The sequence below is a fragment of the uncultured Aliiroseovarius sp. genome, from assembly GCF_947492455.1.
Taxonomy (GTDB): domain Bacteria; phylum Pseudomonadota; class Alphaproteobacteria; order Rhodobacterales; family Rhodobacteraceae; genus Aliiroseovarius.
The window spans coordinates 687,432-712,899 of the sequence record NZ_CANLNB010000001.1 but is presented as its reverse complement, the minus strand read 5'-3'; the positions used below and the strand labels follow the sequence as shown (position 1 = coordinate 712,899).

25 protein-coding genes and 1 tRNA gene are annotated in these 25,468 nt (G+C 59.4%); 8 read left to right on the top strand and 18 right to left on the bottom strand.

What is annotated here, in order from left to right; genetic code table 11:
• A partial coding sequence (locus tag Q0677_RS03410) for a hypothetical protein (protein WP_298905746.1) occupies positions 1–276 on the top strand: 276 nt, incomplete at its 5' end.
• Between the two features lie 45 nt (positions 277–321).
• Here the strand turns inward: Q0677_RS03410 and msrQ are convergent.
• The 4 genes from msrQ to Q0677_RS03390 form a co-directional block, all read right to left on the bottom strand.
• Complete coding sequence (gene msrQ / locus Q0677_RS03405) at positions 322–969, bottom strand: protein-methionine-sulfoxide reductase heme-binding subunit MsrQ (RefSeq protein ID WP_298905743.1); 648 nt, start codon at positions 967–969, stop codon at positions 322–324.
• Positions 960–1,169 (bottom strand): GDCCVxC domain-containing (seleno)protein, encoded by a 210-nt coding sequence (locus Q0677_RS03400; protein WP_282181791.1) that lies wholly within the window; start codon positions 1,167–1,169, stop codon positions 960–962. The genes msrQ and Q0677_RS03400 overlap by 10 nt, the downstream gene beginning before the upstream one ends.
• Entirely contained in the window at positions 1,169–2,077 is a 909-nt protein-coding gene (msrP, locus tag Q0677_RS03395; RefSeq protein WP_298905739.1) for a protein-methionine-sulfoxide reductase catalytic subunit MsrP, read from the bottom strand. Before msrP ends, Q0677_RS03400 begins: the two co-directional genes overlap by 1 nt.
• Positions 2,078–2,176: 99 nt before the next feature.
• The gene (locus Q0677_RS03390; protein ID WP_298905736.1) at positions 2,177–3,667 is read right to left on the bottom strand and encodes an FMN-binding glutamate synthase family protein; all 1,491 of its coding nucleotides are present in this window, start codon (positions 3,665–3,667) and stop codon (positions 2,177–2,179) included.
• Between the two features lie 356 nt (positions 3,668–4,023).
• On the opposite strand from Q0677_RS03390, the gene Q0677_RS03385 reads away from it, so the two are divergent.
• The gene (locus Q0677_RS03385) at positions 4,024–4,257 is read left to right on the top strand and encodes a hypothetical protein (RefSeq protein WP_282181794.1); all 234 of its coding nucleotides are present in this window, start codon (positions 4,024–4,026) and stop codon (positions 4,255–4,257) included.
• Between the two features lie 114 nt (positions 4,258–4,371).
• Here Q0677_RS03385 and Q0677_RS03380 read toward each other — a convergent pair whose 3' ends face one another.
• Together Q0677_RS03380 and clpB are read right to left on the bottom strand one after the other, a co-directional pair.
• On the bottom strand, positions 4,372–4,995 hold the full coding sequence (locus Q0677_RS03380; RefSeq protein WP_298905732.1) for a hypothetical protein: 624 nt from the start codon (positions 4,993–4,995) through the stop codon (positions 4,372–4,374).
• Positions 4,996–5,235: 240 nt separating this feature from the next.
• On the bottom strand, positions 5,236–7,851 hold the full coding sequence (gene clpB / locus Q0677_RS03375) for an ATP-dependent chaperone ClpB (RefSeq protein ID WP_298905729.1): 2,616 nt from the start codon (positions 7,849–7,851) through the stop codon (positions 5,236–5,238).
• A gap of 178 nt (positions 7,852–8,029) precedes the next feature.
• On the opposite strand from clpB, the gene pyrF reads away from it, so the two are divergent.
• The gene (pyrF, locus tag Q0677_RS03370; protein WP_298905726.1) at positions 8,030–8,725 is read left to right on the top strand and encodes an orotidine-5'-phosphate decarboxylase; all 696 of its coding nucleotides are present in this window, start codon (positions 8,030–8,032) and stop codon (positions 8,723–8,725) included.
• Between the two features lie 60 nt (positions 8,726–8,785).
• Here the strand turns inward: pyrF and Q0677_RS03365 are convergent, their stop codons facing one another.
• The 3 genes from Q0677_RS03365 to Q0677_RS03355 are packed head-to-tail and all read right to left on the bottom strand — an operon-like array spanning position 8,786 to position 10,435.
• Positions 8,786–9,055, bottom strand: a complete 270-nt coding sequence (locus Q0677_RS03365) for a hypothetical protein (protein WP_298905723.1) — start codon at positions 9,053–9,055, stop codon at positions 8,786–8,788.
• On the bottom strand, positions 9,055–9,942 hold the full coding sequence (locus Q0677_RS03360) for an SPFH domain-containing protein (RefSeq protein WP_298905721.1): 888 nt from the start codon (positions 9,940–9,942) through the stop codon (positions 9,055–9,057). Before Q0677_RS03360 ends, Q0677_RS03365 begins: the two co-directional genes overlap by 1 nt.
• Before the next feature lie 58 nt (positions 9,943–10,000).
• Positions 10,001–10,435 carry an NUDIX hydrolase gene (locus Q0677_RS03355; RefSeq protein WP_298905719.1) on the bottom strand — a complete coding sequence of 145 codons (435 nt, stop codon included), beginning with the start codon at positions 10,433–10,435 and terminating at the stop codon, positions 10,001–10,003.
• Between the two features lie 51 nt (positions 10,436–10,486).
• On the opposite strand from Q0677_RS03355, the gene Q0677_RS03350 reads away from it, so the two are divergent.
• Positions 10,487–11,740, top strand: a complete 1,254-nt coding sequence (locus Q0677_RS03350; protein WP_298905716.1) for a DNA polymerase IV — start codon at positions 10,487–10,489, stop codon at positions 11,738–11,740.
• A 3-nt stretch (positions 11,741–11,743) separates the two neighbouring features.
• On the opposite strand, the gene Q0677_RS03345 is transcribed toward Q0677_RS03350, so the two are convergent.
• Positions 11,744–12,604: an N-formylglutamate amidohydrolase gene (locus Q0677_RS03345; protein ID WP_298905712.1), complete on the bottom strand. Its 861-nt coding sequence runs from the start codon at positions 12,602–12,604 to the stop codon at positions 11,744–11,746.
• Between the two features lie 154 nt (positions 12,605–12,758).
• On the opposite strand from Q0677_RS03345, the gene Q0677_RS03340 reads away from it, so the two are divergent.
• Together Q0677_RS03340 and ykgO are read left to right on the top strand one after the other, a co-directional pair.
• A tRNA-Val gene (locus tag Q0677_RS03340) sits at positions 12,759–12,833 on the top strand.
• Between the two features lie 82 nt (positions 12,834–12,915).
• Positions 12,916–13,041, top strand: a complete 126-nt coding sequence (gene ykgO, locus Q0677_RS03335; RefSeq protein WP_005850168.1) for a type B 50S ribosomal protein L36 — start codon at positions 12,916–12,918, stop codon at positions 13,039–13,041.
• A gap of 148 nt (positions 13,042–13,189) precedes the next feature.
• Here ykgO and Q0677_RS03330 read toward each other — a convergent pair whose 3' ends face one another.
• From Q0677_RS03330 to Q0677_RS03300, 7 genes are all read right to left on the bottom strand, one after another.
• Positions 13,190–14,410, bottom strand: a complete 1,221-nt coding sequence (locus Q0677_RS03330) for a phenylacetate--CoA ligase family protein (protein ID WP_282181801.1) — start codon at positions 14,408–14,410, stop codon at positions 13,190–13,192.
• 79 nt (positions 14,411–14,489) lie between these two features.
• Complete coding sequence (locus Q0677_RS03325) at positions 14,490–15,314, bottom strand: ABC transporter ATP-binding protein (RefSeq protein ID WP_298905710.1); 825 nt, start codon at positions 15,312–15,314, stop codon at positions 14,490–14,492.
• Positions 15,315–15,385: 71 nt separating this feature from the next.
• On the bottom strand, positions 15,386–16,672 hold the full coding sequence (locus tag Q0677_RS03320) for an ABC transporter substrate-binding protein (protein ID WP_298905709.1): 1,287 nt from the start codon (positions 16,670–16,672) through the stop codon (positions 15,386–15,388).
• A 103-nt stretch (positions 16,673–16,775) separates the two neighbouring features.
• Positions 16,776–17,852 (bottom strand): branched-chain amino acid ABC transporter permease, encoded by a 1,077-nt coding sequence (locus Q0677_RS03315; protein WP_298905707.1) that lies wholly within the window; start codon positions 17,850–17,852, stop codon positions 16,776–16,778.
• Positions 17,853–17,855: 3 nt separating this feature from the next.
• Positions 17,856–18,842: a branched-chain amino acid ABC transporter permease gene (locus Q0677_RS03310; RefSeq protein WP_298905703.1), complete on the bottom strand. Its 987-nt coding sequence runs from the start codon at positions 18,840–18,842 to the stop codon at positions 17,856–17,858.
• 11 nt (positions 18,843–18,853) lie between these two features.
• Positions 18,854–19,678 (bottom strand): ABC transporter ATP-binding protein, encoded by an 825-nt coding sequence (locus Q0677_RS03305; RefSeq protein ID WP_240686420.1) that lies wholly within the window; start codon positions 19,676–19,678, stop codon positions 18,854–18,856.
• Positions 19,675–21,840, bottom strand: coding sequence for an AMP-binding protein (locus tag Q0677_RS03300; protein ID WP_298905699.1), 2,166 nt, complete (start codon positions 21,838–21,840; stop codon positions 19,675–19,677). Before Q0677_RS03300 ends, Q0677_RS03305 begins: the two co-directional genes overlap by 4 nt.
• Before the next feature lie 213 nt (positions 21,841–22,053).
• On the opposite strand from Q0677_RS03300, the gene Q0677_RS03295 reads away from it, so the two are divergent.
• Positions 22,054–23,976 carry a PAS-domain containing protein gene (locus Q0677_RS03295; RefSeq protein WP_298905697.1) on the top strand — a complete coding sequence of 641 codons (1,923 nt, stop codon included), beginning with the start codon at positions 22,054–22,056 and terminating at the stop codon, positions 23,974–23,976.
• Positions 23,973–24,674, top strand: a complete 702-nt coding sequence (locus Q0677_RS03290; protein WP_298905695.1) for a response regulator transcription factor — start codon at positions 23,973–23,975, stop codon at positions 24,672–24,674. Before Q0677_RS03295 ends, Q0677_RS03290 begins: the two co-directional genes overlap by 4 nt.
• On the opposite strand, the gene Q0677_RS03285 is transcribed toward Q0677_RS03290, so the two are convergent.
• Positions 24,671–25,429 (bottom strand): DeoR/GlpR family DNA-binding transcription regulator, encoded by a 759-nt coding sequence (locus Q0677_RS03285; protein WP_298905693.1) that lies wholly within the window; start codon positions 25,427–25,429, stop codon positions 24,671–24,673. The genes Q0677_RS03290 and Q0677_RS03285 overlap by 4 nt on opposite strands.
• Between the last annotated feature and the right edge of the window lie 39 nt (positions 25,430–25,468).

Genomic DNA, 25,468 nt, shown 5'->3' with positions numbered 1-25,468 from the left:
GTCCCGTTGTGCGCCTCAGCGCCGCCGGTGAAGTGGGTTCTAAGGTTACTCACCGACAGCCGCAAGCGCTTTTTTCAAGAAATCTGCATTTTTTTCGAAAATCCCGATTTTTCCTTAAAAAACGGGATGTTGCGCAATCTATGGCAAGGAAAATCCCGTTTCCGCGCAATAATGTTTGCGTCGAAAATGCAAGTTTTCTGCCGCACCGTCAGTTATCCACAGACTCGAATACCCGAACAGACCGATTCAACGAAAATGCCCGGCCGATTCAGATGAATCGCCGGGCATTTTTCCGAGTCACTTTCGTATTTCGGGAGGATTCTAGGCTGGTCGCGCCGAATTTCTTTGATGAATCGCCCGCGACCGCTGTTTTTTCCGCGAGTCGTGGACCCGCCAGCCCAGCAGCGCCAGAATCACAGCCATATAGAGGAGCGATTCAGCCTCCCACGTCTTACCCACCATTATATAGTGGATGCCGCCCAGCCCCGCGGTCGGGTAGACCAGCTTGTGCAGCTTGCGCCAGCGCGGGCCCAGCTTGCGGACGGACCAATTGTTCGAGGTGATCGCCAAGGGCGTCATCAGCACAAACGCTGCCATGCCGACCGTAATATAGGGACGCTTCAAGATGTCCTTCCAGATCTCGGACAGGATCTGCACATCCAGCACCAGCCAGACCAGAAGATGCGCTGCCACGAAATAGAAGGTCAGCACCCCGATGGCCCGACGGAAGCGGATCAGGTTCACACCGGTCAGCGCCCGCAGGGGTGTAACCGCCAGCCCGACGATCAGCGCCTGCAATCCCAGCTCGCCCAGTTCGTGCTCCAGCTCCTTGACCGGGTCGATGCCCATCGCGCCCGTGGCCGCCAGATAGAACAGCCAGACCGGCCAGATCAGGCCAACCGCATAGACCGCCCAGATCGGCAGCTTGCGCAGGCCTTGGTTCAGATGGTCAGCAAGTTTTACGAACAACAGCTTTCTCCGTTTTGGATTGGGGGGCAGGCAACGGTGCCATAGGAACAGAACACGCAGCAATCGCCGGGTTTCGGGCGCAGGACTTCATGGCAGCCCTTGCACTCATAAAAGAACATGCAGGCGTCATCGGGCATCTCTTCGCGCGACATGTGTCCGCAATGCGGGCAGGTCAGCTCAGAGATGCGCTCGATCTGCATCAGTAATTCTTCGCCAGGTCCATCCCGGCATACATCCCGGCGACCTCGTCTTCATATCCGTTGAACATCAGCGTCTCTTTGCGCTTGGCGAACAGACCGCCACCGATGGTGCGTTCAGTGGCCTGCGACCAGCGGGGGTGGCTGACTTCTGGGTTCACATTTGAATAGAAGCCGTATTCGCGCGGCTGCAGCATGTTCCACGTGGTTTGCGGCTGCTTATCCGTCAGGGTGACGCGCACGATCGACTTGATCGACTTGAAGCCATATTTCCACGGCACCACCAGACGCAGCGGCGCGCCGTTCTGTTTCGGCATGGGCTTGTCATAGATGCCAGTGGCCATGATCGTCAGCGGGTGCATCGCCTCGTCCAGACGCAGACCTTCGCGATAGGGCCAGTCGACATTCACAGTGCGGATGCCCGGCATTTCCTCTTTCCGGACCAGCGTTTCAAACGCCACATATTTTGCGCCCGACTGCACGCCTGCCATATCCAGCAACTGGTTCAGTTCAAACCCGTACCACGGGATGACCATCGACCACGCTTCCACACAGCGGAAGCGATAGATGCGTTCCTCTTGGCTGACCTTCGCCAGAATATCCTCAAGCCCATAGCTGCCCGGCTTATCGACCATCCCGTCGATTTGCACCGACCACGGGTCAATTGTCAGTTGATGGGCGTAGCGGGCGGGATCGTCCTTGCCGGTGCCGAACTCGTAGAAGTTATTGTAGCTCGAGATTTCCTCGAACGTGTTGGGCGTGGCATCCGTCGAATACTTCGAAGCGGCCAACGCCGGACCCATGGTCATACCGGCAAACAATCCCGCGGCACCGCCCATCAACTGGCGGCGATTCATGTAATCCGCCTTGGGCGTCACGTCCGAGTATTTCAGCACATTCTTATAGGCCATCACGGGCACCTCGTCTTTTGATCTTATTCTGATCTAAGATGCCGGGTGCGCAAAGCCAAAGCACAATGGCTCACGTCCGCGCCAGAGGATTGTAACAATTCATTCGGCGGGCAGCTGGACCGAGGGATAAATCTCGTTCATCGGGACCGAGCGCCCGCTGTCCTGCACCAGCCGTACGTGGCGACGACGCATCTGGCGCGGTTCGGCAACGCCCACGGAATGCGCAATGGTTTCGACCTCTTTCACGATGCCCTTGGCATAGCGCGCGACCTTCTCGCATTTATCCTCGGGCACCAGACCTTTCTGGAAGCGCGGGTCGTGGGTAGTGATGCCCGTCGGACAGGTGTTCTTGTTGCACTTCAACGCCTGAATGCAACCCAACGAGAACATGAAGCCCCGCGCTGAGACCACGAAATCCGCGCCCGCGCAAATCGCCCAAGCTACATCGCCGGGGTTCACCAGTTTGCCCGAGGCAATGATCCGGATACGCTCATGCAGCCCCCGCGCGTCACGCAGGTCGACGATCTGCGGCAAGGCCTCGCGGATCGGCATGCCGACCAGATCCATCAGGGGCATGGGCGCGGCGCCGGTGCCCCCTTCCCCGCCATCAATGGTGATGAAGTCGGGGGCGGCATCGGCCCCGCGCGCGACGATCCGGTCAAACAGGTCTTCAAAGGGCTGGGTGGCGCCGATCACGGTTTTGAAGCCCACGGGCTTTCCGGTGATCTCTCTTATATGTGTCAACATATCGAGCAGATCGTCCCAGTCGTCGATCTCGGGATGACGGTTGGGGGAAATCGAGGCCTCGCCCACGCGGATCCCCCGGATCTTCGCAATCTCGTCCGAAACCTTCTCGGCCGGCAGAATGCCCCCCTTACCCGGCTTCGCGCCCTGCGCCAGCTTCAGCTCGAACATCTTCACCTCGGGATGGGCGGCCGCCTCGCGCAACTTCTCATCAGACAGATTGCCGTCATGATCGCGCACGCCGTATTTCGCCGTGCCGATCTGGAACACGATGTCCCCTCCGCCTGTCAGGTGATAGGGCGACAACCCCCCTTCCCCGGTATTCATCCAGACACCCGCCTTGGCCGTGCCGATCGACAAGGCTTCAACCGCCGGACGGGACAACGCGCCGTAGCTCATGCCGGACAGGTTAAAGATCGACTTCGCTTCAAACGGCGTGCGGGCCTGCGGGCCGATGATCATCGGCGCGGTCTGGGCAAATTGCGTGTCCAGCGGGGGAAACGCCGCATTCACAAAGATCGGTGTCCCCACCACGCTTAGGTTCCGGGTCGACCCGAAAGCCAGAGTATTCCCCTTGCCCGCTGCCGTATGCTCGACCCAATGGCGCTGCGCCCGGTTGAACGGTAGCTCTTCCCGGTCCATCGCGAAGAAATACTGCCGAAAGAACTCGCCCAGGTTCGAGAACAGCGCCCGGAACCGCCCGATCACCGGATAGTTCCGGCGCACCGCGTCATGGGTCTGCAGACGGTCTATTATATAAAGTACCGCGATCACCGCGAGGATCACCCCCACCGCAAAGATCAACACCTGAGCCAGAAGCTCGATTGCCCAGAACATCGACTGCATACCGTTCCCTCCGTTTCAGGCCGAGTGTAGCGCAGTAGCCCGGAAGGGAAAGTCACGGGCGCTGACATTTATGTGGGGGGATTCGGGACGGACAGAATCCGCCGAGGAGCACAGTCTGGGTTTTCTGGGCAAAGCCCCGCCGAAATCCGCGCGCAGCATCGGAGAAGCTTCGCCACCTTCGGCCCGCCCCCCCTTGCATGACCCATTCCTCGCCTATGGGTAGATGCAAAATTCGCGGCGCTCTGCTGGTTTCGGCCCCTTCTGTCGATGGACGCTGTGCTGCCCGTTTTCCCGTGGTTCTCTGCCTCTGCGTTCATTCAGACGCAAATCGAATACCAAAACTCACGGAGCTACACATGAAACTCGCAACTCTGACCAGCGCCATCGTCCTGACCGCCGCCACCGCCGCCTTCGCGGAAGGCTTGGACGCGAACGGCGACGGCATGGTGACGATCGAAGAAACCGTTGCCATGTATCCGGACGTCACCCCCGAGGCGTTCTCGACCGCGGACGCCAATGATGACGGCGTGCTGGACGCCGAGGAACTGGCCGCCGCGCAAGAGGCAGGCCTGATCCCCAACGAAACCTAATTCCCCACCCCACCACTCACAAAAGAAAGCGCCCGCCGGTGAAAATCGGCGGGCGCAAATTGTTGCTGGGTCTGCGAGCAATCTCTCAGCCAAAAACCGTTCACTTCAGACGGATCACTGCAGGTTGACGAAAATCTGCGATTCGACACCCGCTTGCATCAAAGCCTTGGAAATTTCGTCGATCGAATTTGCGTCGGCTGAGCTGACGATGACCACGTCATTCACAACCAGCGAGTACAAATCCGCCGAGGGTTGCGTGGTGGGCGTCAGGTTGCCCAGATATTCAGCAGCAGCACGCCGGGACATCGGGCCCCATTTGCCGTCATACGCAACGCCAATCGTGTACTGCACGTCCATTGTCATTTCTTTACTGACGGGCCGACCGCTGTTCAGGTCAACGACCGCCTGCGTAATCACGTCTGCATCTGTGATCTGCTCGGGGATGAAAACATTCCGGCAGGTCTCGACCTCTTTATATTTAGTGACCGTCTGCTGGCTGTTGTTATGTCCGATTGCGCCACCGATGATCGCACCGGCAGCCGCGCCCCCGGCGTCATCTGTGACGACTTTACCGATCACGCCACCAATCAGCGCACCCCCGATAACTTTTTCGGGCTCTCCGCCTTTGACGGTCTCTTCGTAAGGGACAGACGTCGTCTGGCATCTTACTTCGTACGACCCAGCGAAGGCCTGAGAGGCCATCAGAACAGACGCCGCCACCGTTGTCAGAATTTTCATGGTCTTGCTCCTTTTCTGCGCGCCGCTGCTATGCCCATAGCATGTGCGTCAGCTATTTCCTTTTGCCACTCAGCGACGGCATTGCCCTGTCGCTTGTGCAAAACTGTACCCTTCCAGCTAACTCCCCCAGCGCTTGTTATTCAATAGCAGAGCGGATTTCTTCGGTTTTTGCCGAGGATTCACGCCCTCTATTCCAACAAAAAGAGCCCGCCGGAAAGCGGGCTCATTCTGTTTTTCAGGTTAATGCACCACCGCATCCTCGGGCGGTTGCCGGTTCGAGCTCGACACTCGATCCCCAACCAATAGCCCGTCGGCGCCTGCGCTGACGGTGATCGTATCTCCGTCCATCACATCACCGGCCAGCAGCATTTCGGCCAACTGGTTCTGAAGCGCCCGCTGGATAACGCGCTTCAAGGGGCGAGCACCGAAGACTGGGTCATAGCCCTCATCCGCCAGCCACTTCATCGCGGCCTCATCCAGATCCAGCGCGATGTTGCGGCGGCCCAGACGTTTGGTCAGGCGGCCCAGCTGGATCTCGACGATACCGTCCATGTCCTCGCGGGTCAGGCGGTCGAAGATGATCGTCTCGTCCAGACGGTTAAGGAACTCGGGGCGGAAATGCGCCCGCACCGCGTCCATTACGTCACGCTTCGCGTCCGAGGCATCGGCCCCATCCGGCAGCTGGCTAAGCGCCTGCGCGCCAAGGTTCGACGTCAGGATGATCAGCGTCTGCTTGAATTCCACGGTGCGCCCCTGCCCGTCAGTCAAGACACCATCGTCCAAGACCTGCAACAGCACGTTGAACACGTCCGGGTGCGCTTTCTCGACTTCGTCGAACAGCACGACCTGATAGGGCCTGCGCCGCACGGCTTCGGTCAGCACGCCGCCTTCGTCATAGCCGACATAGCCCGGAGGCGCACCGATCAGACGGGCGACCGCGTGTTTCTCCATGAACTCGGACATATCAATGCGCACCATCGCGCTGTCGTCGTCGAACAGGAAGTCCGCCACGGCCTTGGTCAGCTCGGTCTTACCGACACCCGTCGGCCCAAGGAACAGGAACGAGCCCAGCGGGCGGTTCTCGTCATTCAGGCCAGCCCGCGCGCGGCGCACGGCGTTGGACAGCGCGGTCACAGCAGACGTTTGACCAATCACGCGACGGCCAAGTTCCTCTTCCATGCGCAGAAGTTTCTCGCGCTCGCCTTCCAGCATTTTCGAGGTCGGAATGCCCGTCCAGCGTTCAACCACAGACGCAATCTGTTCCGGACGCACGGCTTCCTCGACCATCATCTCGGCCTCGGCGCCTTCGGCTTCTTCCAGCTTCTTTTCCAGACCCGGAATGACGCCGTAGGACAGCTCGCCAGCTTTTGCCAGATTGCCTTCGCGCTTGGCGGCATCCAGTTCGGCACGGGCACGGTCCAGCTGTTCCTTCAACTCGCGTGCGCCCTCAAGCTTGTCACGCTCGGACTGCCACTTGGCGGTCAGGCTCGCGGACTTCTCGCTTAGGTCCGACAGCTCGGCCTCAAGCTTTTGAAGCCGATCTTTCGATGCTTTGTCATCCTCAACGCGCAGCGCTTCGGCCTCGATCTGCATTTGCAGGATCTGACGGTCCAGAGCGTCCAGCTCTTCCGGTTTCGAGTCCACTTCCATCCGCAGGCGGCTGGCTGCCTCGTCCACAAGGTCGATGGCCTTGTCCGGCAGGAATCGGTCGGTGATATAGCGATGCGACAGGGTCGACGCGGCCACCAAGGCGCTGTCCGAAATCCGCACCCCGTGGTGCAGCTCGTACTTTTCTTTGATGCCCCGCAGGATCGAGATTGTGTCTTCCACAGTCGGCTCTTCGACCATCACGGGCTGGAAGCGACGGGCAAGCGCCGCGTCTTTTTCCACGTATTTGCGGTACTCATCCAGCGTCGTGGCACCGACGCAGTGCAGTTCACCCCGCGCGAGCGCAGGCTTGATCAGGTTGGCCGCATCCATCGCGCCATCCGACTTACCGGCGCCCACAAGCGTGTGCATTTCGTCAATGAACAGGATGATTTCGCCGGCCGCATCGGTGACTTCGTTCAGAACGGCCTTCAGGCGCTCTTCGAACTCACCGCGATATTTCGCACCGGCAATCAAGGCACCCATGTCCAGCGCCATCAGCTTTTTGTTGCGCAGGCTTTCCGGCACGTCGCCATTGATGATGCGCAGGGCCAAGCCCTCGGCAATCGCGGTCTTACCCACGCCGGGCTCACCGATCAGAACCGGGTTGTTCTTGGTGCGACGTGACAGCACCTGCATCGTGCGGCGAATTTCTTCGTCACGTCCAATGATCGGGTCAATCTTGCCCTCAGCAGCCGCTTCGGTCAGGTCGCGCGCGTATTTCGACAAAGCTTCATAGCTGTCTTCCGCACTGGCGCTGTCGGCCGTGCGGCCCTGACGGATCTGATTGATCGCGGCGTTCAGTTTCTTGGCGTCGACGGCTCCAGCATCCAGCGCATCGCGGGCACCGGATTTCACCACGGCCAACGCCGTCAGCAGCCGTTCAACCGGCACAAAGCTATCACCAGCCTTCTTGGCCAGCTTCTGCGCTTCGTCAATCACACTGGCCGTCTTGTTGTCCATATAGACCTGCGCGCCATCGCCCGTCACCTTGGACAGCTTGCCAACGGCCGCATCCACAGCAGCCCGCACGCGATCGGGCGCGCCGCCTGCTTTGGTGATCAGGTTGGCGCTCATGCCCTCTTCGTCATCCATGAGGGCTTTCAGCAAATGTTCGGGAACCAGTCTCTGGTGGTTTTCGCGCATGGCGATGGTCTGTGCAGCCTGAATGAAGCCGCGCGACCGTTCAGTGAACTTCGACAAATCCATGTCACTCTCCTTTTCAAGCGCCCTTACGTTTAGATGCCCGCCCTTGCAGCACATCTTATTGGGCCTCAGGATTAATTTGGGGGTTTCGGGGGGAGTTTCAAGGCGATCCCCCGCGACAGATTTGCGTTTTTTGCCGCATCGGCGTAGGAACGCGCGAACCGGAACGGAGACCCCAGACATGACCGATGATCGTTTGATTGTAGCCCTCGATGTGCCCAACGCGCTGGAAGGGTTGAAACTGGCCGAAACGCTTGGCGATGCGGTGAATTTCTACAAGATCGGGCTGGGGATGCTGACCGGTGGCGGGCTGGCTTTGGCGAACGAGCTGAAGGGCGAGCTTGGCAAAAAGATCTTTCTGGACATGAAGCTTTTCGACATCGGCAACACGGTCGAAGCTGCGGTGCGTGGTCTGGCCCAGTTCGATCTGGATTTCCTGACCGTCCACGGCGACCCGCATGTGGTGCGCGCCGCTGCCGAGGGCAAAGGTGGCAAGGACATGAAGATCCTGGCCGTGACCATCCTGACCTCGCTGGATCGCTCGGATCTGGATGCGGGCCTGATCAAGCCGGGCAACGTGCAGGATTTGGTGCTGGAGCGCGCAGCCCGTGCGATGGAGGCGGGTGCTGACGGCGTCATCGCCTCGCCCCAAGAAGCCGCACTGATCCGCGCCCTGCCCGAAGCAGAGGGCAAGCTGATCGTCACCCCCGGCGTGCGCCCGGCAGGCGCCGCACTGGGCGACCAGAAACGCGTGGCGACACCCGCGCAAGCCATCAAGGACGGAGCCGATCACATCGTGGTGGGCCGCCCGATCCGCAACGCCCCCGACCCCCGCGCCGCGGCACAGGCGGTGCTGACGGAACTGGCAGGTATCTAAATACAAAACACCCCGCTCTAATCAGAGCGGGGTGTTTTCGTTCTAGCCATTGGCGGGGCCCTACATCTCGTTGATGTCCGTGTCCCATTTCTTGGTCTGTCCCTTGCGCACCCCGAAGGCCATACGCAGGACCAGCCAAGATCCCAGCGATACCGCGCCAAAGATCACCAGAAGCATTGGCAGGCCGATGCTGGCGCCCAAGGCCAGCAGCACGCCAACCGCCGTTGCGCCGACTGCGAAGCCCAGGAAGATATAGCCAGGCGCGAGGATTTCGAGGATCACAAGCGCGATCGCCCCACCGATCCACGCCCACCAGACAGACCAAAGCATCACGCTTTTCCTTTCAGCATGTTAAACGCATCGCCAAAGGCATCCAGCGCGTTGGCAGGCAGCAAAACAGTCTGCTTACCTTCACCAGCACCGACGGCAGCCAAGGCCTCGACCTGTTTCAAGGCGACCTGATATTGCGCGGCTTCGATGCCGTTTTCCTTGATGGCCTTGGCCACGACTTCGGTCGCATAGGCTTCGGCATCTGCGGTGATGCGGCGCGCCTTGGCGCTTTGTTCGGCGGCATACAGTTCGGCATCTGCCTGCAGTTCGACCGCGCGGCGTTCACCTTCGGCCTCGGTCACCTGCGCACGGCGGGCACGTTCGGCGTTCAGCTGCTGCAACATGGCCTCGCGGGTGGCCGCGTCAAGGTTCACGTCCAAGATCTCGGCGCGGGTCACTTCGATGCCCCAGTCATCCACGGCATCCGCCACCTGTTGCTTGATCTGCGAGATCAGTTGCTGGCGGTTGGACTGAACTTCGTCCAGCTCCATCTCGCCAATTCCAGCACGCACGATCCCGGCAACTGTGGTCGCAATCGCCGCGTCGACGTCACGAATACGGTAAACCGTCTTTTCCGGCTCGAGGATGCGGTAAAAGACCGAAGTCTCGACCTGCACCAACACGTTGTCCGAGGTAATGGCGTCTTGGCTTGCCGTCGGAAGCTGACGCTCAAGGATCGACACCTTGTGGCGCACGCGATCCAGAAACGGAACGATAAAGTTGATGCCCGGCCCAAGGACCGACTGCAAACGGCCGAAACGTTCGACCACGTATTTTTCACTTTGCGGAACGATCTTTACGCCCCGGAAAACTGTCAAAATCAAGAATGCGGCCAGCAGGAGCAATACAATGTTGCCGCCGCCGATACCGTTCAAAATCTCATCCATTAAGAAAGCCTCTCACTGTCCACGATTGGTTGATAGATGGGGATGAAATGCCCGAATTTCAACTGTTAATGCGCGAAAGCGCGGCAAGACCTGCCTGCACGCGCGGCTTGAAATGCGCGATGGAACGCGGGTCGGAAAGCCAGTCTTCGGGGGGCGCCAACCGCCAGCATTGGCCTTCATTTCCGAGCTGAATCCGCGCCTCGGAACCCTCAGGCAGAACCGCCCCGAACCACCACGAAAAACGACCCGGTTCATGCGGGCTTTCAAAGCGCTGCTTCCAGATCAACTGATCGGGCGTAATCACCAAAGACAGCTCCTCAAACGTCTCGCGCAGCACGCAGTCCTCGGGCGTTTCGCCGGGCTCTGGCCCACCACCGGGCATGTCCCACATATCGGGGAACGGTATGTCCGGACGATCATCCCGCAAAAGGGTCACAAGCTGCCCGCCAATCAGCAGGACCAGTTTCGCGCCCATGAAGTCGTCTGTGCTCATGGCGTCAGACTAGGCCTGTTCCCCACCCGCCGCATCCGCTAATTTCGCGCCATGCCGTCCTTATGCCGCAAATGTCTGACCCAGTTCGACACGGGCCGCCGCTGCCCATCCTGCAACAGCCCCCGCGTGCTGTCGCATCCGGAACTGTTTGACCTGTCGATTGCACATATGGATTGCGATGCGTTCTATGCCTCGGTCGAAAAGCGCGACAATCCCGAGCTGGCCGACAAGCCGGTCATCATTGGCGGCGGCAAGCGAGGCGTGGTGTCGACGGCGTGCTATGTGGCGCGCATTCGTGGTGTCCGCTCGGCCATGCCGATGTTTCAGGCGCTGAAGCTGTGCCCCGACGCCGTGGTGATCCGCCCGCGCGGCAGCCATTACGCGGCCGTATCCAAACAAATCCGCGCGATGATGGACGAGCTGACCCCAGCTGTTGAACCCCTGTCACTGGACGAGGCGTTTCTGGACATGACCGGCACCGCTGCGCTGCACGGCGCCCCGCCAGCGGTGATGCTGGCGCGTCTGGTCAACCGGATGGAGGACGAGCTGGGCCTGACCGGGTCCATCGGCCTGAGCCATAACAAGTTTCTCGCCAAGGTCGCGTCCGATCTGGACAAACCGCGCGGGTTTTCGGTGATCGGCAAGGCCGAGACGATGGACTTCCTGCGCGACAAGCCCGTGGGCCTGATCTGGGGCGTGGGCGGCGTCAGTCAAGCGCAGTTGGACAAGGCAGGCGTGCATACGTTCGAGGATCTGTTGCGCTGGGATAAAGGGGACCTTGTGGCCCGCTTCGGCGGTATGGGCGAACGGCTGTGGCATCTGGCGCGGGGACAGGACAAACGGCGCGTGTCCGCCCATGCGCCGATCAAGTCGATCTCGAACGAAACCACGTTTTTCGAGGATACGGCCAACCCCGACCTGCTGGACGGCCACCTGTGGCGTCTGGCCGAAAATGTTTCGGACCGGGCCAAGGCGCGAGACATGGCAGGGCAGGTTGTGACGCTGAAACTGAAACGCGCTGATTTCCGCGCGCTGAGCCGCCAAAGCAATCTGGGTGACATGACCCAAAGTGCCGATCGCATCTATCGCACCGCGCGCGCGTTGCTGGACACAGTGCTGGACAAAGGGCCGTTTCGCCTGATCGGGGTCGGCCTCAGCCATATCGGCCCGGCAACCCAGACAGACACAACGCAAGATCTGCTGGATCCAAACGCCGAACAGCGGCGTCAGGCGGAAAAGGCCACCGACGCCATCCGTGCGCGGTTTGGGAAAGATGCGATCAAAAAGGGGCGCGGACTGCGCTAGGGGCTATTCAGCCGCGAGCGTCGCATCACGCCGTCCAATGTCGGCGATCTGCGCAATGACGGTGCGCAGGCGGGTTTGCACCTCGGAAAAGCGATAGTTCGGCGTGATCGACGCCTCGTCCATATAAAGCGAGCGGTCGATCTCGATCTGCACCACATGGCGCCCGGCCTGCGGGCGACCATAATGCTGCACCATGAACGCGCCCGCAAAAGGCATGTTACGCGCGGTGCGGAAGCCCGCGTCCTGAAATGCGGCCTCGATCGCATCAACAATCTCCGCGTTGGCCGAGGCCCCGAATCTATCGCCCAATACAATTTCCGGCATATCCGAGGCACTGCGACGCAGACTCGACAATGCCTCGTGCGGCATGGAGTGGCAGTCCAGCAGGATCGCCTGCCCATAACGCGACACGTTCGTGTCCATCAGCTCGCGCAGGGCATTGTGATAGGGATGCCAATGGGCGCTTAGACGCTTCTGTGCGGCCCCAAGGGTCATCTTGCCGCGATAGATCGCCCGCCCGCCAGCCACCACGCGGGGAATCACCCCCAGACCGGATGAAATACGCGGGTTCAGCGTCGAACGCCGCAGTCCCGAAATCAACGCGGGATCAAGCTCATCCGCACCGCGGTTCAAATCCACATAGGCACGGGGTGTATTGGCGCACAAGAACGGCGCACCGCATTCCGTCGCGAAGGCATAAAGCCTGTCCACATAGGCATCTTCCGAGGATCGGATCGTGCGTTCATCAAGGATCGTGTCATTCAGGAACGCCTCGTCATAGTGCGATCCACTATGGGGCGACGCAAAAACGACGCTCGTGTCCTCGAACCGTGGACGATACAACGAAAATGGCTGCGACTGCATCTTTGCCTCCTAACCTCTTTATAAAGTAAAAAACTCTTGCCAAAAGCCCTTGCGCGCGGCCCCGACTCCTTTTATAGCAACGCGGACCGGCGCGGGGTTTCCCGCGTCTCATCGTTTGGATCGGCCTGAATGGGTTGTTTCGACACAGATTTTCGGGCGATTAGCTCAGCGGTAGAGCACTTCGTTGACATCGAAGGGGTCACTGGTTCGATCCCAGTATCGCCCACCATGAACCGCCAGATGACCTAAAGGTCAGAAGGTATAACTGAAGCCAAGGCGCAACCGCAGCGCCGCGTAGAAGGAGAAGGACCATGAAAGTTCGCAACTCGCTCCGCTCGCTGAAAAACCGTCACCGCGATTGCCGCGTCGTGCGCCGTAAAGGCCGCGTATACGTGATCAACAAGACGCAGCGCCGGTTCAAAGCCCGTCAGGGCTGATCGCTTCAGCAGCGTTACAGAAGAAGCCGCCCACTGGGCGGCTTTTTTGTGTTTGGGGTTTGGAGTTGCGTGATCTTGGGCGGATTCCAGAAACGCAGAAAGGGCCGGGTTGCCCCAGCCCCATCCGGGAGGAAACCGTAAGTATACCTCAGTCGTAGACGCGCTGGTCGTCGATGACGATGCCGTCATTCGGCAGGCTGCCCGGCGCGACCAGTTCGATCTTGCCCTTCAGCTTCAGCGTATCCGCCACCGATTTGGCATAGGCGTTGGCGTCACCACCGTCGGCCTCGACCTGAACGGTCATCGCGTCCATTTCGCCTTCACGCGTTGCGATGACGCGGGCCTTGGCGATCTCGGCGTGTTTGGCGACGAAATCAGCGACCTGCTCGGGACGAACGAACATGCCCTTGATCTTGGCGGTCTGGTCGGCGCGGCCCATCCAGCCCTTGATCCGCATGTTGGTACGGCCACAGGGGCTAACGCCCGGCAGCACGGCGGACAGATCGCCAGTCGCGAAACGGATCAGCGGGTAGTCGGGGTTCAGCGTGGTCACGACGACCTCGCCCACTTCACCCGGCGCAACGGGGTCGCCAGTGCCGGGGCGGACGATCTCGACGATAACGCCTTCGTCCACGATCATGCCTTCCATCGCATCAGATTCGTACGCGACATTGCCCAGATCGGCGGTTGCATAGCTTTGCAGGCAGGTAATGCCGCGATCGGCATATTCCTGACGCAGGCTGGGGAACAGCGCCCCACCACCCACGGCGGCCTTGGTGATTTTCAGCTTCACGCCATCCGCATCCGCACGATCCAGAATGATCTTCAAATAGTCGGGCGTCCCGGCATAAGCCGTGGTGCCGATGTCAGCAGCGGCACGAACCTGAAGCTCGGTCTGGCCGACGCCGGCGGGCACAACAGCCGCACCAACGGCGCGCGCGCCGTTTTCAAAGATCATGCCAGCGGGCGTCAGGTGATAGCCAAAGCAGTTTTGAACGATATCGCCCTTGCCGATGCCGCAAGCGTTCAGAAAACGCCCCATGCGCCACCAGTCATGGCCAACCCCACCGGGTTCATAGATCGGGCCGGGGCTTTGGAAGATATGCGCGAATTCATGCGTCGGCAGACCGCCAAAGCCACCCAGCGGGCCGTCCGCCGCCTGTGCTTTGCCGATCTCGGACTTGCGCAGAACCGGCAGTGCTGCCAGCGCCTCGACCGAGGTCACGCCTGCCGCGTCGACATCTGCCAGAAGGCTGGCATAGCCGGACAGTGCCTTGGCGCGTGCGATCTGCTCGGGTAGGGACGCGGCCAATCCAGCGGCGCGTTCATCTTCCGAACGGGTCTCGAGCGCATCAAAATAGTTGGACATGAGCAAAACCTCTGTCTGCGCCGACCGGGATCGGCGTTAAATCATGATAAAGTTGGGTCGCCGTGGGTGGCGGGCCTGATTAGGCCAGCCAACGCTTACGGCGGCGATACGAGCGCACGTCGCGGAAGCTCTTACGACCTTCATCCGACATACCCAGGTAGAATTCTTTAACGTCCGGGTTCTCGCGCAGTTCGGCGGCGGGGCCGTCCATCACGATGCGGCCATTTTCCAGAATGTAGCCATAGTGGGCGTATTTCAGCGCCACGTTGGTGTTCTGTTCAGCCAGCAGGAACGTCGTGCCCTGCTCTTCATTCAGACGTTTCACGATCTCGAAGATCTGCTCCACCAACTGCGGGGCCAGACCCATCGAGGGTTCATCCAGCAGGATCATCTCGGGGCGCGACATCATTGCGCGGCCCATGGCAACCATCTGCTGCTCACCACCCGAGGTATAGCCAGCCTGCGACTTGCGGCGTTCGGCCAGGCGCGGGAAGTATTCATAGACCATTTCCAGGTCTTTCGCGATCGCGGCGCGGCCATCGGTGCGGGTGTAGGCACCGGTCAGCAGGTTCTCTTCCACGGTGAGGTGTTCAAAGCAGTGACGGCCTTCCATCACCTGAATAACACCGCGTTTCACCAAAGCGGCCGGGTTCAGTTCGGCGATGTTTTCGCCCATGTGGTCAATCGTGCCCTTGGTCACTTCGCCACGCTCTGCCTGAAGCAGGTTCGAAATGGCCTTAAGGGTCGTCGTTTTCCCTGCGCCGTTACCACCAAGAAGTGCGGTGATGCCGCCCTTGGGAACAGACAGGCTTACGCCTTTCAGCACGAGGATCACGTGATTGTAGATGACCTCGATATTGTTGACCTCAAGCAGGGTCTCTTCGGTCTTAACAGTGTCCAGCATATCAGGTCGTCCTGTTCGTATTCGTTTCTAGGGGTCGTCCGGGCCCGAAGGCCCGGACGTGTGCCGGTGTATTAGTTACACTGCGGCTCGATGTTGTTTTCAGCCGCGTAAGCAGCCGAGTCAGCGTCGATCAGCGGCTGGATCACGTCCATGTCCGAAGCGCCGAAGTCCGAGATCAGCGACCACTTGCCGGCAGCGCCATCCCACTGCTGGATCGCAATCGCGCCAGGACCACCGTGGTTTGCACAGCTCACTTTGAACTCGGGGCCGAAGCCTTCCATGCCCAGTTCAGCCATACGTGCGTTGGTGATTTCCAGCTGCTCCAGACCGTCACGCATCTGAGCCGAGGTGATGTCTGCTACACCGTGGATTTCCTGAGCCTTCTTCGCGGCTTCAGCCAGCATCATCGCAGCGTACACACCACGGTTGTAGATAACGGTACCAACGTTGGACCCGTCGCCAGCTGCTTTACCAGCGTCTACAACGTATTTCTGCAGGTCGCCGAAGACCGGATAGTCCGAACCAACACCGTGGAAGGTCATCGCCTTATAACCGGTGGCCTTTTCGCCAGCAGGCTTCACGTCATGCTCGGCACCCGACCACCATACGCCGATGAACTGGTCCATCGGGTAACGGATGTTCGCGGCTTCCTGAATGGCAACCTGGTTCATCACGCCCCAGCCCCAGAACAGAACGTAGTCGGGCTTTTCACGACGGATCTGCAGCCACTGAGCTTTCTGCTCTTGACCCGGATAGTCGATCGGAATGGTGGTCAGGTCGTAGCCGTGCTTCTCGCCCAGTTTGGTCAGGGTCGGGATCGGCTCTTTACCGTATGCGCCGTTGAAGTGCAGCAGAACGATCTTCTTGCCCTTCAGGTCGCCGTTGTTCAGGTCCAGCACGTGGTTGATCGCAGCCGATGCACCGTTCCAGTAGTTGGCCGGGAAGTTGAACACGTGGCTGAACACGTTGCCGTTTGCAGCCGAGGTACGGCCGTAACCAGGGGTGTAGAGCGGGATGTCGTCAGCGGTCGCTTTGGGGATCAGCTGATAGGTAATACCGGTCGACAGCGGGTTATAGGCCAGAGCGCCCATGCCTTTGGTCGATTCATAGCATTCCACACCTTTTTCGGTGTTGTATGCGGTTTCACACTCGGGAACCTGAACAGCTACACCACCGATGCCGCCGTCGCGTTCGTTCAGCAGGGTCATGTAGTCGGCAAAACCGTCAGCATAAGGAATGCCGCCAGCAGCGAACGGGCCGGTCCGATAGCTGAGCGACGGGAATACCAGATCCGCCATTACCGGCGAGCCTACCATCAGTGCGGCTACAGACGCCGCGGCAACACGTTTAAAAGTCATTTGCTTCCTCCCTAGATTAGCAAAATAGTGTGCCCTTTTTGGGCAACGCTTCGTTTGGACACCCGACCCTCCTCTGGCCGGATGTCCGGATCTTTTGACCCGCTTAGTGCGGGAAGGGCCACAGGCGCAGCTTCTCTTTCGTGAGACGCCACAGTTGGGCCAAACCATGGGGTTCGAGGATCAGGAAGATCACGATCAAACCACCAACAATGATGAACTCCAGCTCGGCAGCGATTTCAGTGGGCCAACCCATCGTGCCAACCAGAAGGTTCTTCAGGACAACCGGCATCAGGACCATGAAGGCCGCGCCAGCAAAGGATCCGAAGATCGAGCCCAGGCCGCCGATGATGACCATGAAGAGCACCAGGAACGACTTGGTGATACCGAAGCTTTCACCTGCTTCTGCTGCGCCCAGATAGACGGCGAAGAACAGTGCGCCCGCAATACCTACAAAGAAGGACGAGACAGCGAAGGCCGACATCTTGGCCATCAGCGGGTTCACCCCGATGATCTCGGCTGCGATGTCCATGTCGCGGATGCCCATCCATTTACGGCCCGTCATGCCGCGCGTCAGGTTGCGTGCAACCCAAGCAACGCCAACCAGGAACACCAGGCAGATCATATATTTCGCCCAGGCTTCGGTATTGGGGCCAGTTACGATGACGCCGAACACGGTACGCTCAGGGGCGTTGATCTGACCCGAGGCCGAGTAGTTGTAGAACCACGCCACCTTGTTGAACAGCCAGACCAAGAAGAACTGAGCGGCAAGCGTTGCAACCGCAAGGTAGAACCCTTTGATGCGCAGCGACGGCAGACCAAAGGCCACACCCACAGCGGCAGTGATGCCACCTGCGATCAACACGTGGAACACGATGTTGATCTCGGGGAAGGCCACCATCAGCTTATAGCAAGCGTAGGCGCCCACGGCCATGAAGCCACCCGTACCCAGCGAGACCTGACCGGCATACCCCGTCAGAATGTTCAGCCCCAGCGCCGCAATGGCGTAGATGAAGAACGGAGCAAAGATCGAGTTCACCCAGTAGTCGTTCACAAAGAACGGGATCACACAGAATGCGACGAACAGGGCAATCCAGTATCCGGCCCGATCAAGGCGGATCGGAAAGGTCTGGTTGTCGTCGCGGTAGGACGTTTTGAAATCACCAGCTTCGCGGTAAAACATTGATCAGACCCTTTCGATGATTTTCTCACCAAACAGCCCTTGCGGACGGAAGATGAGGAAGACAAGTGCTAGCACATAGGCGAACCAGGCTTGGGTTGCGCCGCCCACAAGGGGACCGATGGCAAATTCGAACAGCTGCTCGCCTACACCGATGATCAGACCGCCAATGATGGCGCCCGGGATCGAGGTGAAGCCACCCAGCATCAGAACCGGAAGAGCTTTCAGTGCAACTTCGGCCAGCGAGATCTGAACGCCCGATTTCGAGCCCCACATGATCCCGGCGACAAGAGCCACAAAGCCAGCAATCGACCAGACCAGTACCCAGATGAAGCGCAGCGAGATACCGACCGACAGAGCTGCCGAGTGATCATCCGCCACGGCGCGCAGGGCGCGGCCTTGCTTGGTGTATTGCGAGAACAGAACCAGCGCGGTCACCAGAAGGGCTGCAACGATGGCCGCAACGATATCGAGGTTGTCGATAAAGAAGCCATAGCCGAACCAGCCATAGGTAGTCGTATCAATCGTTTCGTTGATACCCTGCGCCAGACCTACGTCCAGCTTCATCACTTCAGACCCCCACATCAGCGGTGCGAAACCGTGCATGAAGTACCACATGCCGATCGTGGCCATGAACAGGATGATGTCAGGCTGACCGATCAGGTGTTGAAGGATGTATTTCTCGATCACCCAAGCCACGAATACCATGGCTGCGCCAGCCACAATGATGGCGAGGATCGTCGGCACGGTCCATCCGAAGTGGTGGATTTTGGTCCCGAAGATCGTGTTGATCAGGTGCGCGAAGGGGATTTGCCCCGTCTGCACGCCCACCAAGGTCATAGCGGCAAACACTACCAGCATACCTTGGGCAAAGTTAAAGATACCGGACGCCTTGAAGATCAAGACAAAGCCCAGCGCGACGAGTGCGTAAAGTACCCCGGCCATCAGGCCGTTCAGGGTGACTTCCATCGCAAAGAGTAGTTGTTCAGGCATAGTCTCCCCCCTTAGTCGTGTGACACGCCGAGATAGGCGTCAATCACATCCTGGTTGTTGCGCACCTCGTCGGGTGTGCCGTCCCCAATTTTCTTGCCGTAGTCCATGACGACGACGCGGTCGGACAGGTCCATAACAACACCCATATCGTGCTCAATCAGGGCGATGGTGGTGCCGAATTCGTCGTTCATGTCGAGGATGAAGCGGGACATGTCCTCTTTTTCCTCGACGTTCATGCCGGCCATCGGTTCGTCGAGCAGAAGCAGCGACGGTTCAGCAGCCAAGGCACGCGCCAGTTCAACACGCTTTTTCAGACCGTAAGGCAGACGCCCAACAGGCGTTTTGCGGATGTGCTGGATTTCAAGGAAGTCGATGACTTTCTCGCACGCTTCGCGGTTCTCCAGCTCTTCCTTTTCGGCTTTGCCTTTCCAGATGGCCTGCTGAAACAGGTTGGCGTTCATCTTGTTCAGGCGACCGGTCATGATGTTGTCCAGAACGGTCATGCCTTCAAACAGCGCGATGTTCTGGAAGGTCCGTGCCAGCCCCTGCTGGGCCACTTGGTACGGCTTCATCTGCGGACGTTTCGACCCGCGGAACCAGACCTCGCCTTCTTGGGGTTTGTAGAACCCCGAGATGACGTTCAGCATCGAGGACTTACCAGCACCGTTCGGGCCGATGATCGCGCGGATCTCGCCTTCGCGGATGTTGAAGCTGATGTCCTTGATCGCAACCACACCACCAAAACGCAGCGTGATGTTTTTAAGGTCCATGACAACGGGGCCAATGGTGCGCCCGTCTTCGGTGACGTAGCTGTCGGCGTTCATATCGGTCGTCATTCTGCCGCCATCCCCTGAGTGTTACCCACCACAACCGCATCGCGGATTTCCAGGGTGGCGTTGATCGAGCCCTTGCGACCGTCTTCGTAGGTCACTTCGGTTTCGATATATTGCTCGGACTTGCCGCCATACAGCGCGTCGATCAGCGGAGCGTATTTCTCTTCCACGATCTTACGACGTACTTTACGGGTACGGGTCATCTCGCCGTCATCTGCGTCCAGTTCCTTGTGCAGGATCAGGAAGCGGTGGATCTGACAGCCCGACAGCATCTCGTCTTCAGCAACCGATTTGTTGACCGTTTCCACGTGCTCTTGAATGGTCGACAGCACCTCGGGGTGGCCAGCCAGTTCTTGATACGAGGCATAGGCCACGTTGTTGCGTTCAGCCCAGTTGCCAACGGCGGTCAGGTCGATGTTGATGAAGGCCGTGCACATGTTGCGGTCATTGCCGAAGACAACTGCTTCCAGAATGTCCGGGTAGAACTTCAGTTTGTTCTCAACATATTTGGGCGCGAACATCCGGCCATCAGCCATTTTGCCCACGTCCTTGGCACGGTCGATGATGCGCAGGTGGCCGTTCTTCTTATCGAAGAAACCAGCGTCACCGGTTGCAACCCAACCTTCGGGATCCTTGGTGTCTGCTGTCGATTCCGGGTTGTTGTAGTATTCAACAAAGGTCCCCGGCGAACGATAGAAGATCTCGCCATTGTCTTCGATGCGGACTTCCACACCCGGAGCAGGCACACCAACGGTGTCGTTGCGCACTTCGCCATCCGGCTGGACGGTGATGAACACGGTCGCTTCGGTCTGACCGTACAGCTGCTTCAGGTTGATCCCCATCGAGCGATAGAACGCGAAGATTTCCGGACCAATCGCTTCACCAGCGGTATAGCCAACACGAATGCGGCCAAAGCCCAGCGTGTCTTTCAGCGGACCGTAAACCAGCACGTCACCGCAGCGGTACTTGAAGTATTCCTTCAGCGCGCCGCCATACAGGTTCAGACCAATCGGGTCTTTGGCTTTGAAGTGCTTGCGCACGTTCTTGCCGTGACGCAGCTTGGCAAAGGCCAGACGGATGCCGTTTTCGATGATGGTCTCAGCCGCAAAGCCGATGCCCATCGCATAGTTGAAGCCGTGACGGATCTTCTGCTCCAGAGTTTTCTTCTGGGTGGTGACTTTGCGCTTCGGCATGCCGTGCTTTTCACCGGCGCCACCTTTTGCGAAGTCCATGAAGTGATGGAAAATGGCGTATTTCAGGTCGCCACTGTCTTCCATGCGGATCATCACGTTGGTCAGCTGCGTTTCGAACACGCGCGGCGGGGCGAAGTAGTAGGTCGGCCCGATTTCGCGCAAGTCCGACATCAGCGTGTCGGCGCTTTCCGGGCAGTTCACGCAGAAACCAGTCCACATGGCCTGACCCAGCGAGAAGATGAAGTCACCCACCCATGCCATCGGCAGATAGGCCAGAATGTCTTCGTTCACACCCAGATTATCGAACTCGGACGAGTTCTTTGCGCTTTCGATGATGTTGCGGTTCGACAGAACCACGCCTTTGGGGCGACCCGTGGTGCCCGAGGTATAGAGCATCACGCAGGTGCTGTCATAATCCAGCTCGGCTTCGCGGGCGGCCATCTCGTCTTCCAGACGGGCATGGGCCACGCGGCCTTCTTCCTGAATGTCGACATACCAGTGCAGGTGGCTGTGGTCGTATTTCCGCAGGCCACGCTTGTCATAGTACAACACGTGTTCGATGTGATGGATCTTGTCCTGCACCTCGATCACTTTGTCGACTTGTTCCTGGTCACCACAGACGACGAAACGTGCGCCGCAGTGTTCCAATACGTATTCCATCTCGTCCACAACCGCATCTTGGTACAGCGGAACCGGAACGGCCCCTACCTTTTGTGCGGCAACCATCGCCCAGTAGTGGGCCGGACGGTTGCGGCCGATGATGGCCACGTGGTCTCCACGGTTGATCCCCAAAGCCAAAAGACCCATGGCGAGGTTCTGAATTTCTTCAGCGGCCTCCGCCCAGGTCCAGCTTTGCCAGATCCCGAATTCTTTCTCCCGATAAGCCGGGCGATCTCCATATTCCTTCACATTCCGCGCAAGCAGCGCCGGAATAGAAGCAAATGCGCCTGCAGGGGCTAGTTCCTGTGCCAAATTTTCCTCCCACCGTCGGTCCGCCGACGTACGTGGCTGCCGGACGAATCTTGTTCGACAACCCTGACGAAAAAAATCTCGCCGTCAAAGGTTTCGGCACTTTTTCCCAATCCTATCGAATTGTTACAGGTTCAGATGAATCCTTTCAGCGGGGGTCATTCCTCTTTTCCACAGGCAAATCAGGTGCTAGCGATAGGGTCAGGAGGGGATTGCTTGCCACTACAATCTTCAGAAACAGCCGCATTGACCCAAGCCGGGCTGAACCTGATCCAACAGGCGCTTTCAATCTATGATCGACGTCTGACATTGGTCATCGGGAACCGCCAGTTTCAGGATATGTTCGACCTGCCGGACCACCTTGCGAAATCTGGTGCGTCCTTTTCCGAGACCATCCGCTATCTTGCTGAACGCGGCGACTATGGTGCTGTGGGCGATATCGACCTCTTCGTCCAGTCGCGCGTCGATCAGGCACTGGATTTCGAGCCCCATTATATGGAACGCACCCGCGCCAACGGACGAGTGATCTCGGTCGAAGGCCACCCGCTGCCGCAGGGGGGCTGGGTTACCGTCTACACCGACATCACACCGATCAAACGCCAGGAGTCGCTTCTGCGCGCCCGGTCCGAGGAGCTGTCCGATCAGGTTCTGTCCTATACCGAGGAGCTGGGCCAAACCAACCGGGCGCTGGCTTCGGCCAACACTGCGTTGGAGGAAACCAAGCGGCAGCTGACCTTGATGGAAAGCCGCACCCGCCTGACCGCCGAAATGATGCCCGCCCATATCGCGCGCATTGATCACGATCTGCACTACACGTTTTCGAACCGGCGTTTGGGCAAGGTTATTCCTGGGCGCCCCACCGACCTTTTGGGCCTACATGCCAGCGAAGCGCTGGGGGACGAGGCATTTGCTCGGATCAGCCCCTATTTCGCCCGCGCCTTTAAGGGCGAAAGCAGCGTGTTCGAGTTCACGCACGAAACATCAGGCCGCCGCATCCGTGTGGCGTTGACCCCCGACAAGGGCGACGATCAGATCACCGGCGTCTACATCCTGTCGATGGACGTCACGGAAGAAGCGCAATCCCGCGCCGCCCTCGCCCAGACCCGCAAACGCGAACTGGCCGCCCAGCTGACATCCGGCGTGGCGCATGATTTCTCGAACCTGCTGACCATCATCATGGGGTTGCAAAGCCGCTTGGCGCAGATGCCCATTGGCGACGACGCGCTGGAACTGGTCCAAGCCACCAACGCCGCCGTGCGCCGGGGGGGCACGCTTTTGGAACGCATCGCCACGATCTCGGGTCGGCGCGATGTGCATATGGAGCCGGTAAACGTCCCCGACATGCTGAAAGGGCTGGAAAGCCTTGCGGGGCCGACCCTGCCTGCAAACATCAGCCTGAAGGTCGAGGCCTTCGATCTGGATCAACGTGTTGTCCTTGATTCTGGTGCCGTACAGGACGGCCTTCTGAACCTGATCATCAACGCCTCGCATGCTCTTGGCGAAACCGGTGGTGACATCCATCTAACCGCCCGCCCGATCCGGGAAACATGGATCGAGTTCCGGGTGACAGACACTGGGCCGGGCTTCACCAAAGACGCGCTCGAGCACGCGCTGGACCCGTTTTTCACCACAAAAGGCGGCGAGGGATCGGGGCTAGGGCTGTCGATGGTCTATGATCAGACCAAGGTTGCCGGTGGCCAAGTCAAAATCTTCAATAGCGCCGACACTGGCGGTGCCGTGGTGTCCATGCGCCTGCCTCTGCGCATACCGGCGCAACCCATTTCGCCCCGCCTTGTCCTTCTGATCGAAGACAGCGAGGCCATCCGCACATCCGTCCGCGAAATGCTGATCAGCATGGGCCATCAGGTGATCGAAGCGACCTCGGCCGAGGACGCATTGTCCCTGACCGGGATCGAGGGGCTGGGCCTGATCCTGTCTGATGTTATACTGGAAGGCGCGCAGACCGGGCCCGAGTTTCTGGCCGCGCTCGCCCAGACCGGGTTGGATGTGCCAATGCTGCTGATGACATCCCTGCCGATCGACGACCCGCGCCGCAAGAACGCCGGGTTCCCCGTACTGCCCAAGCCATTCACCACCGGTGAGCTGGCCACATTCCTGTCGCAAGAGGTTCCATCGTGACGCAACACATGATCGCCATTCTGGATGACGAACCCGAAATTCGCCGCATGCTGTCTCATGCCTTGGAAGAGGCCGGGTTTCGCACCGCGGCTTTCGCCCGCGCGACGGAATTCGAGGCCGCGCTGAACACCATGTCGCCCGATGTCTGTCTTGTGGACCTTGGCCTGCCAGACCGCGACGGGCTGACCTTGGTGCACCGTCTGGCGCTGGAAAGCGGCGCGTCGATCATCATCATCTCGGGCCGTACGCTTGTGCAGGACCGCGTGACGGGGCTGGAGCTGGGCGCCGATGATTACATCATCAAACCGTTTGAACCGGCCGAGGTTGTCGCCCGCGTCCGCGCCCGTCTGCGCGATCAGAAGCCGGGCAACACGGCCTCGAACACGGCGCATTTCAACGGTTGGACCGCCCATTTCGACCGCTATGTTCTGGAAGACGAAGACGGCACCGAAACCGCGTTCTCGCATGCTGAAGGCGAGGTGCTGCGCCTGTTCCTCGATGCGCCTAAGCGTTTGATTTCTCGCGCACAAATGCAAGAGACACTGGGCGGCGTGGCGGGTGAAAGCTTTGACCGCGCGATGGATGTCCGCATCTCGCGCCTGCGGACAAAACTGCGCGAAGACCCGAAAAACCCGCGCCTGATCAAGACGATCTATGGCGCGGGCTATATCTTCTTGGGCGACGTGCGCTGGGGCTAGACCAGCGTGACTTTGGTGCCGCTGCTGTCACACAGCGCGGCGCAGTCCTTTGGCAAGGGTTGATCGGTAAAGATCACGTCCACATCTGCCATACTGCCAATCCGCACGGGCGCCTTGCGCTCGAACTTGCTGTGATCTGCGGCCAGCCACACCTTGTCGCTTTGCGCCATGATGGTGTGGCTGACGCTGACCTCATGCAGGTCGAAGTCCAGCATATCGCCAGCCTCGTTCAGGGCCGAACACCCGATCACCGAAATATCGAACCGGAACCGGCGGATCAGGTCGGTCGCCAGCTCGCCCACCAGCCCACCATCCGACCGGCGCAGACTGCCACCTGACACAATCACCTGCACGTCCGGGTTCGCCGACAGAATCACCGCGATGTTGATGTTGTTCGTCACAACCAACAGCCCCTTGTGGTGCAAAAGCTCCTGCGCGACGGCCTCGGTCGTGGTGCCGATGTTCAGGAAGATGCAGCAATCATTCGGGATCTGCCGCGCACAGGCGCGCGCGATGTCGACCTTGGCGGTTTGATTCAACTGCCGCCGCGCGTCATAGCCAATATTCGCGGTCGAGGACGGTAGCACCGCACCCCCATGCACCCGATCCAGTGCGCCTTCGTCCGACAGCTCGGTCAGATCGCGGCGAATGGTCTGAGGCGTCACGCCCAAGAGCTCGACCAAACGGTCGACCGTCACTTTGCCTTCCCGGCGGGCGATGTTCAGGATCTCGGATTTTCGCAAGGTGGTGCTCATCGCGCCCTCATGTTCGTTTTTCCGTCATATGGCCCGAAT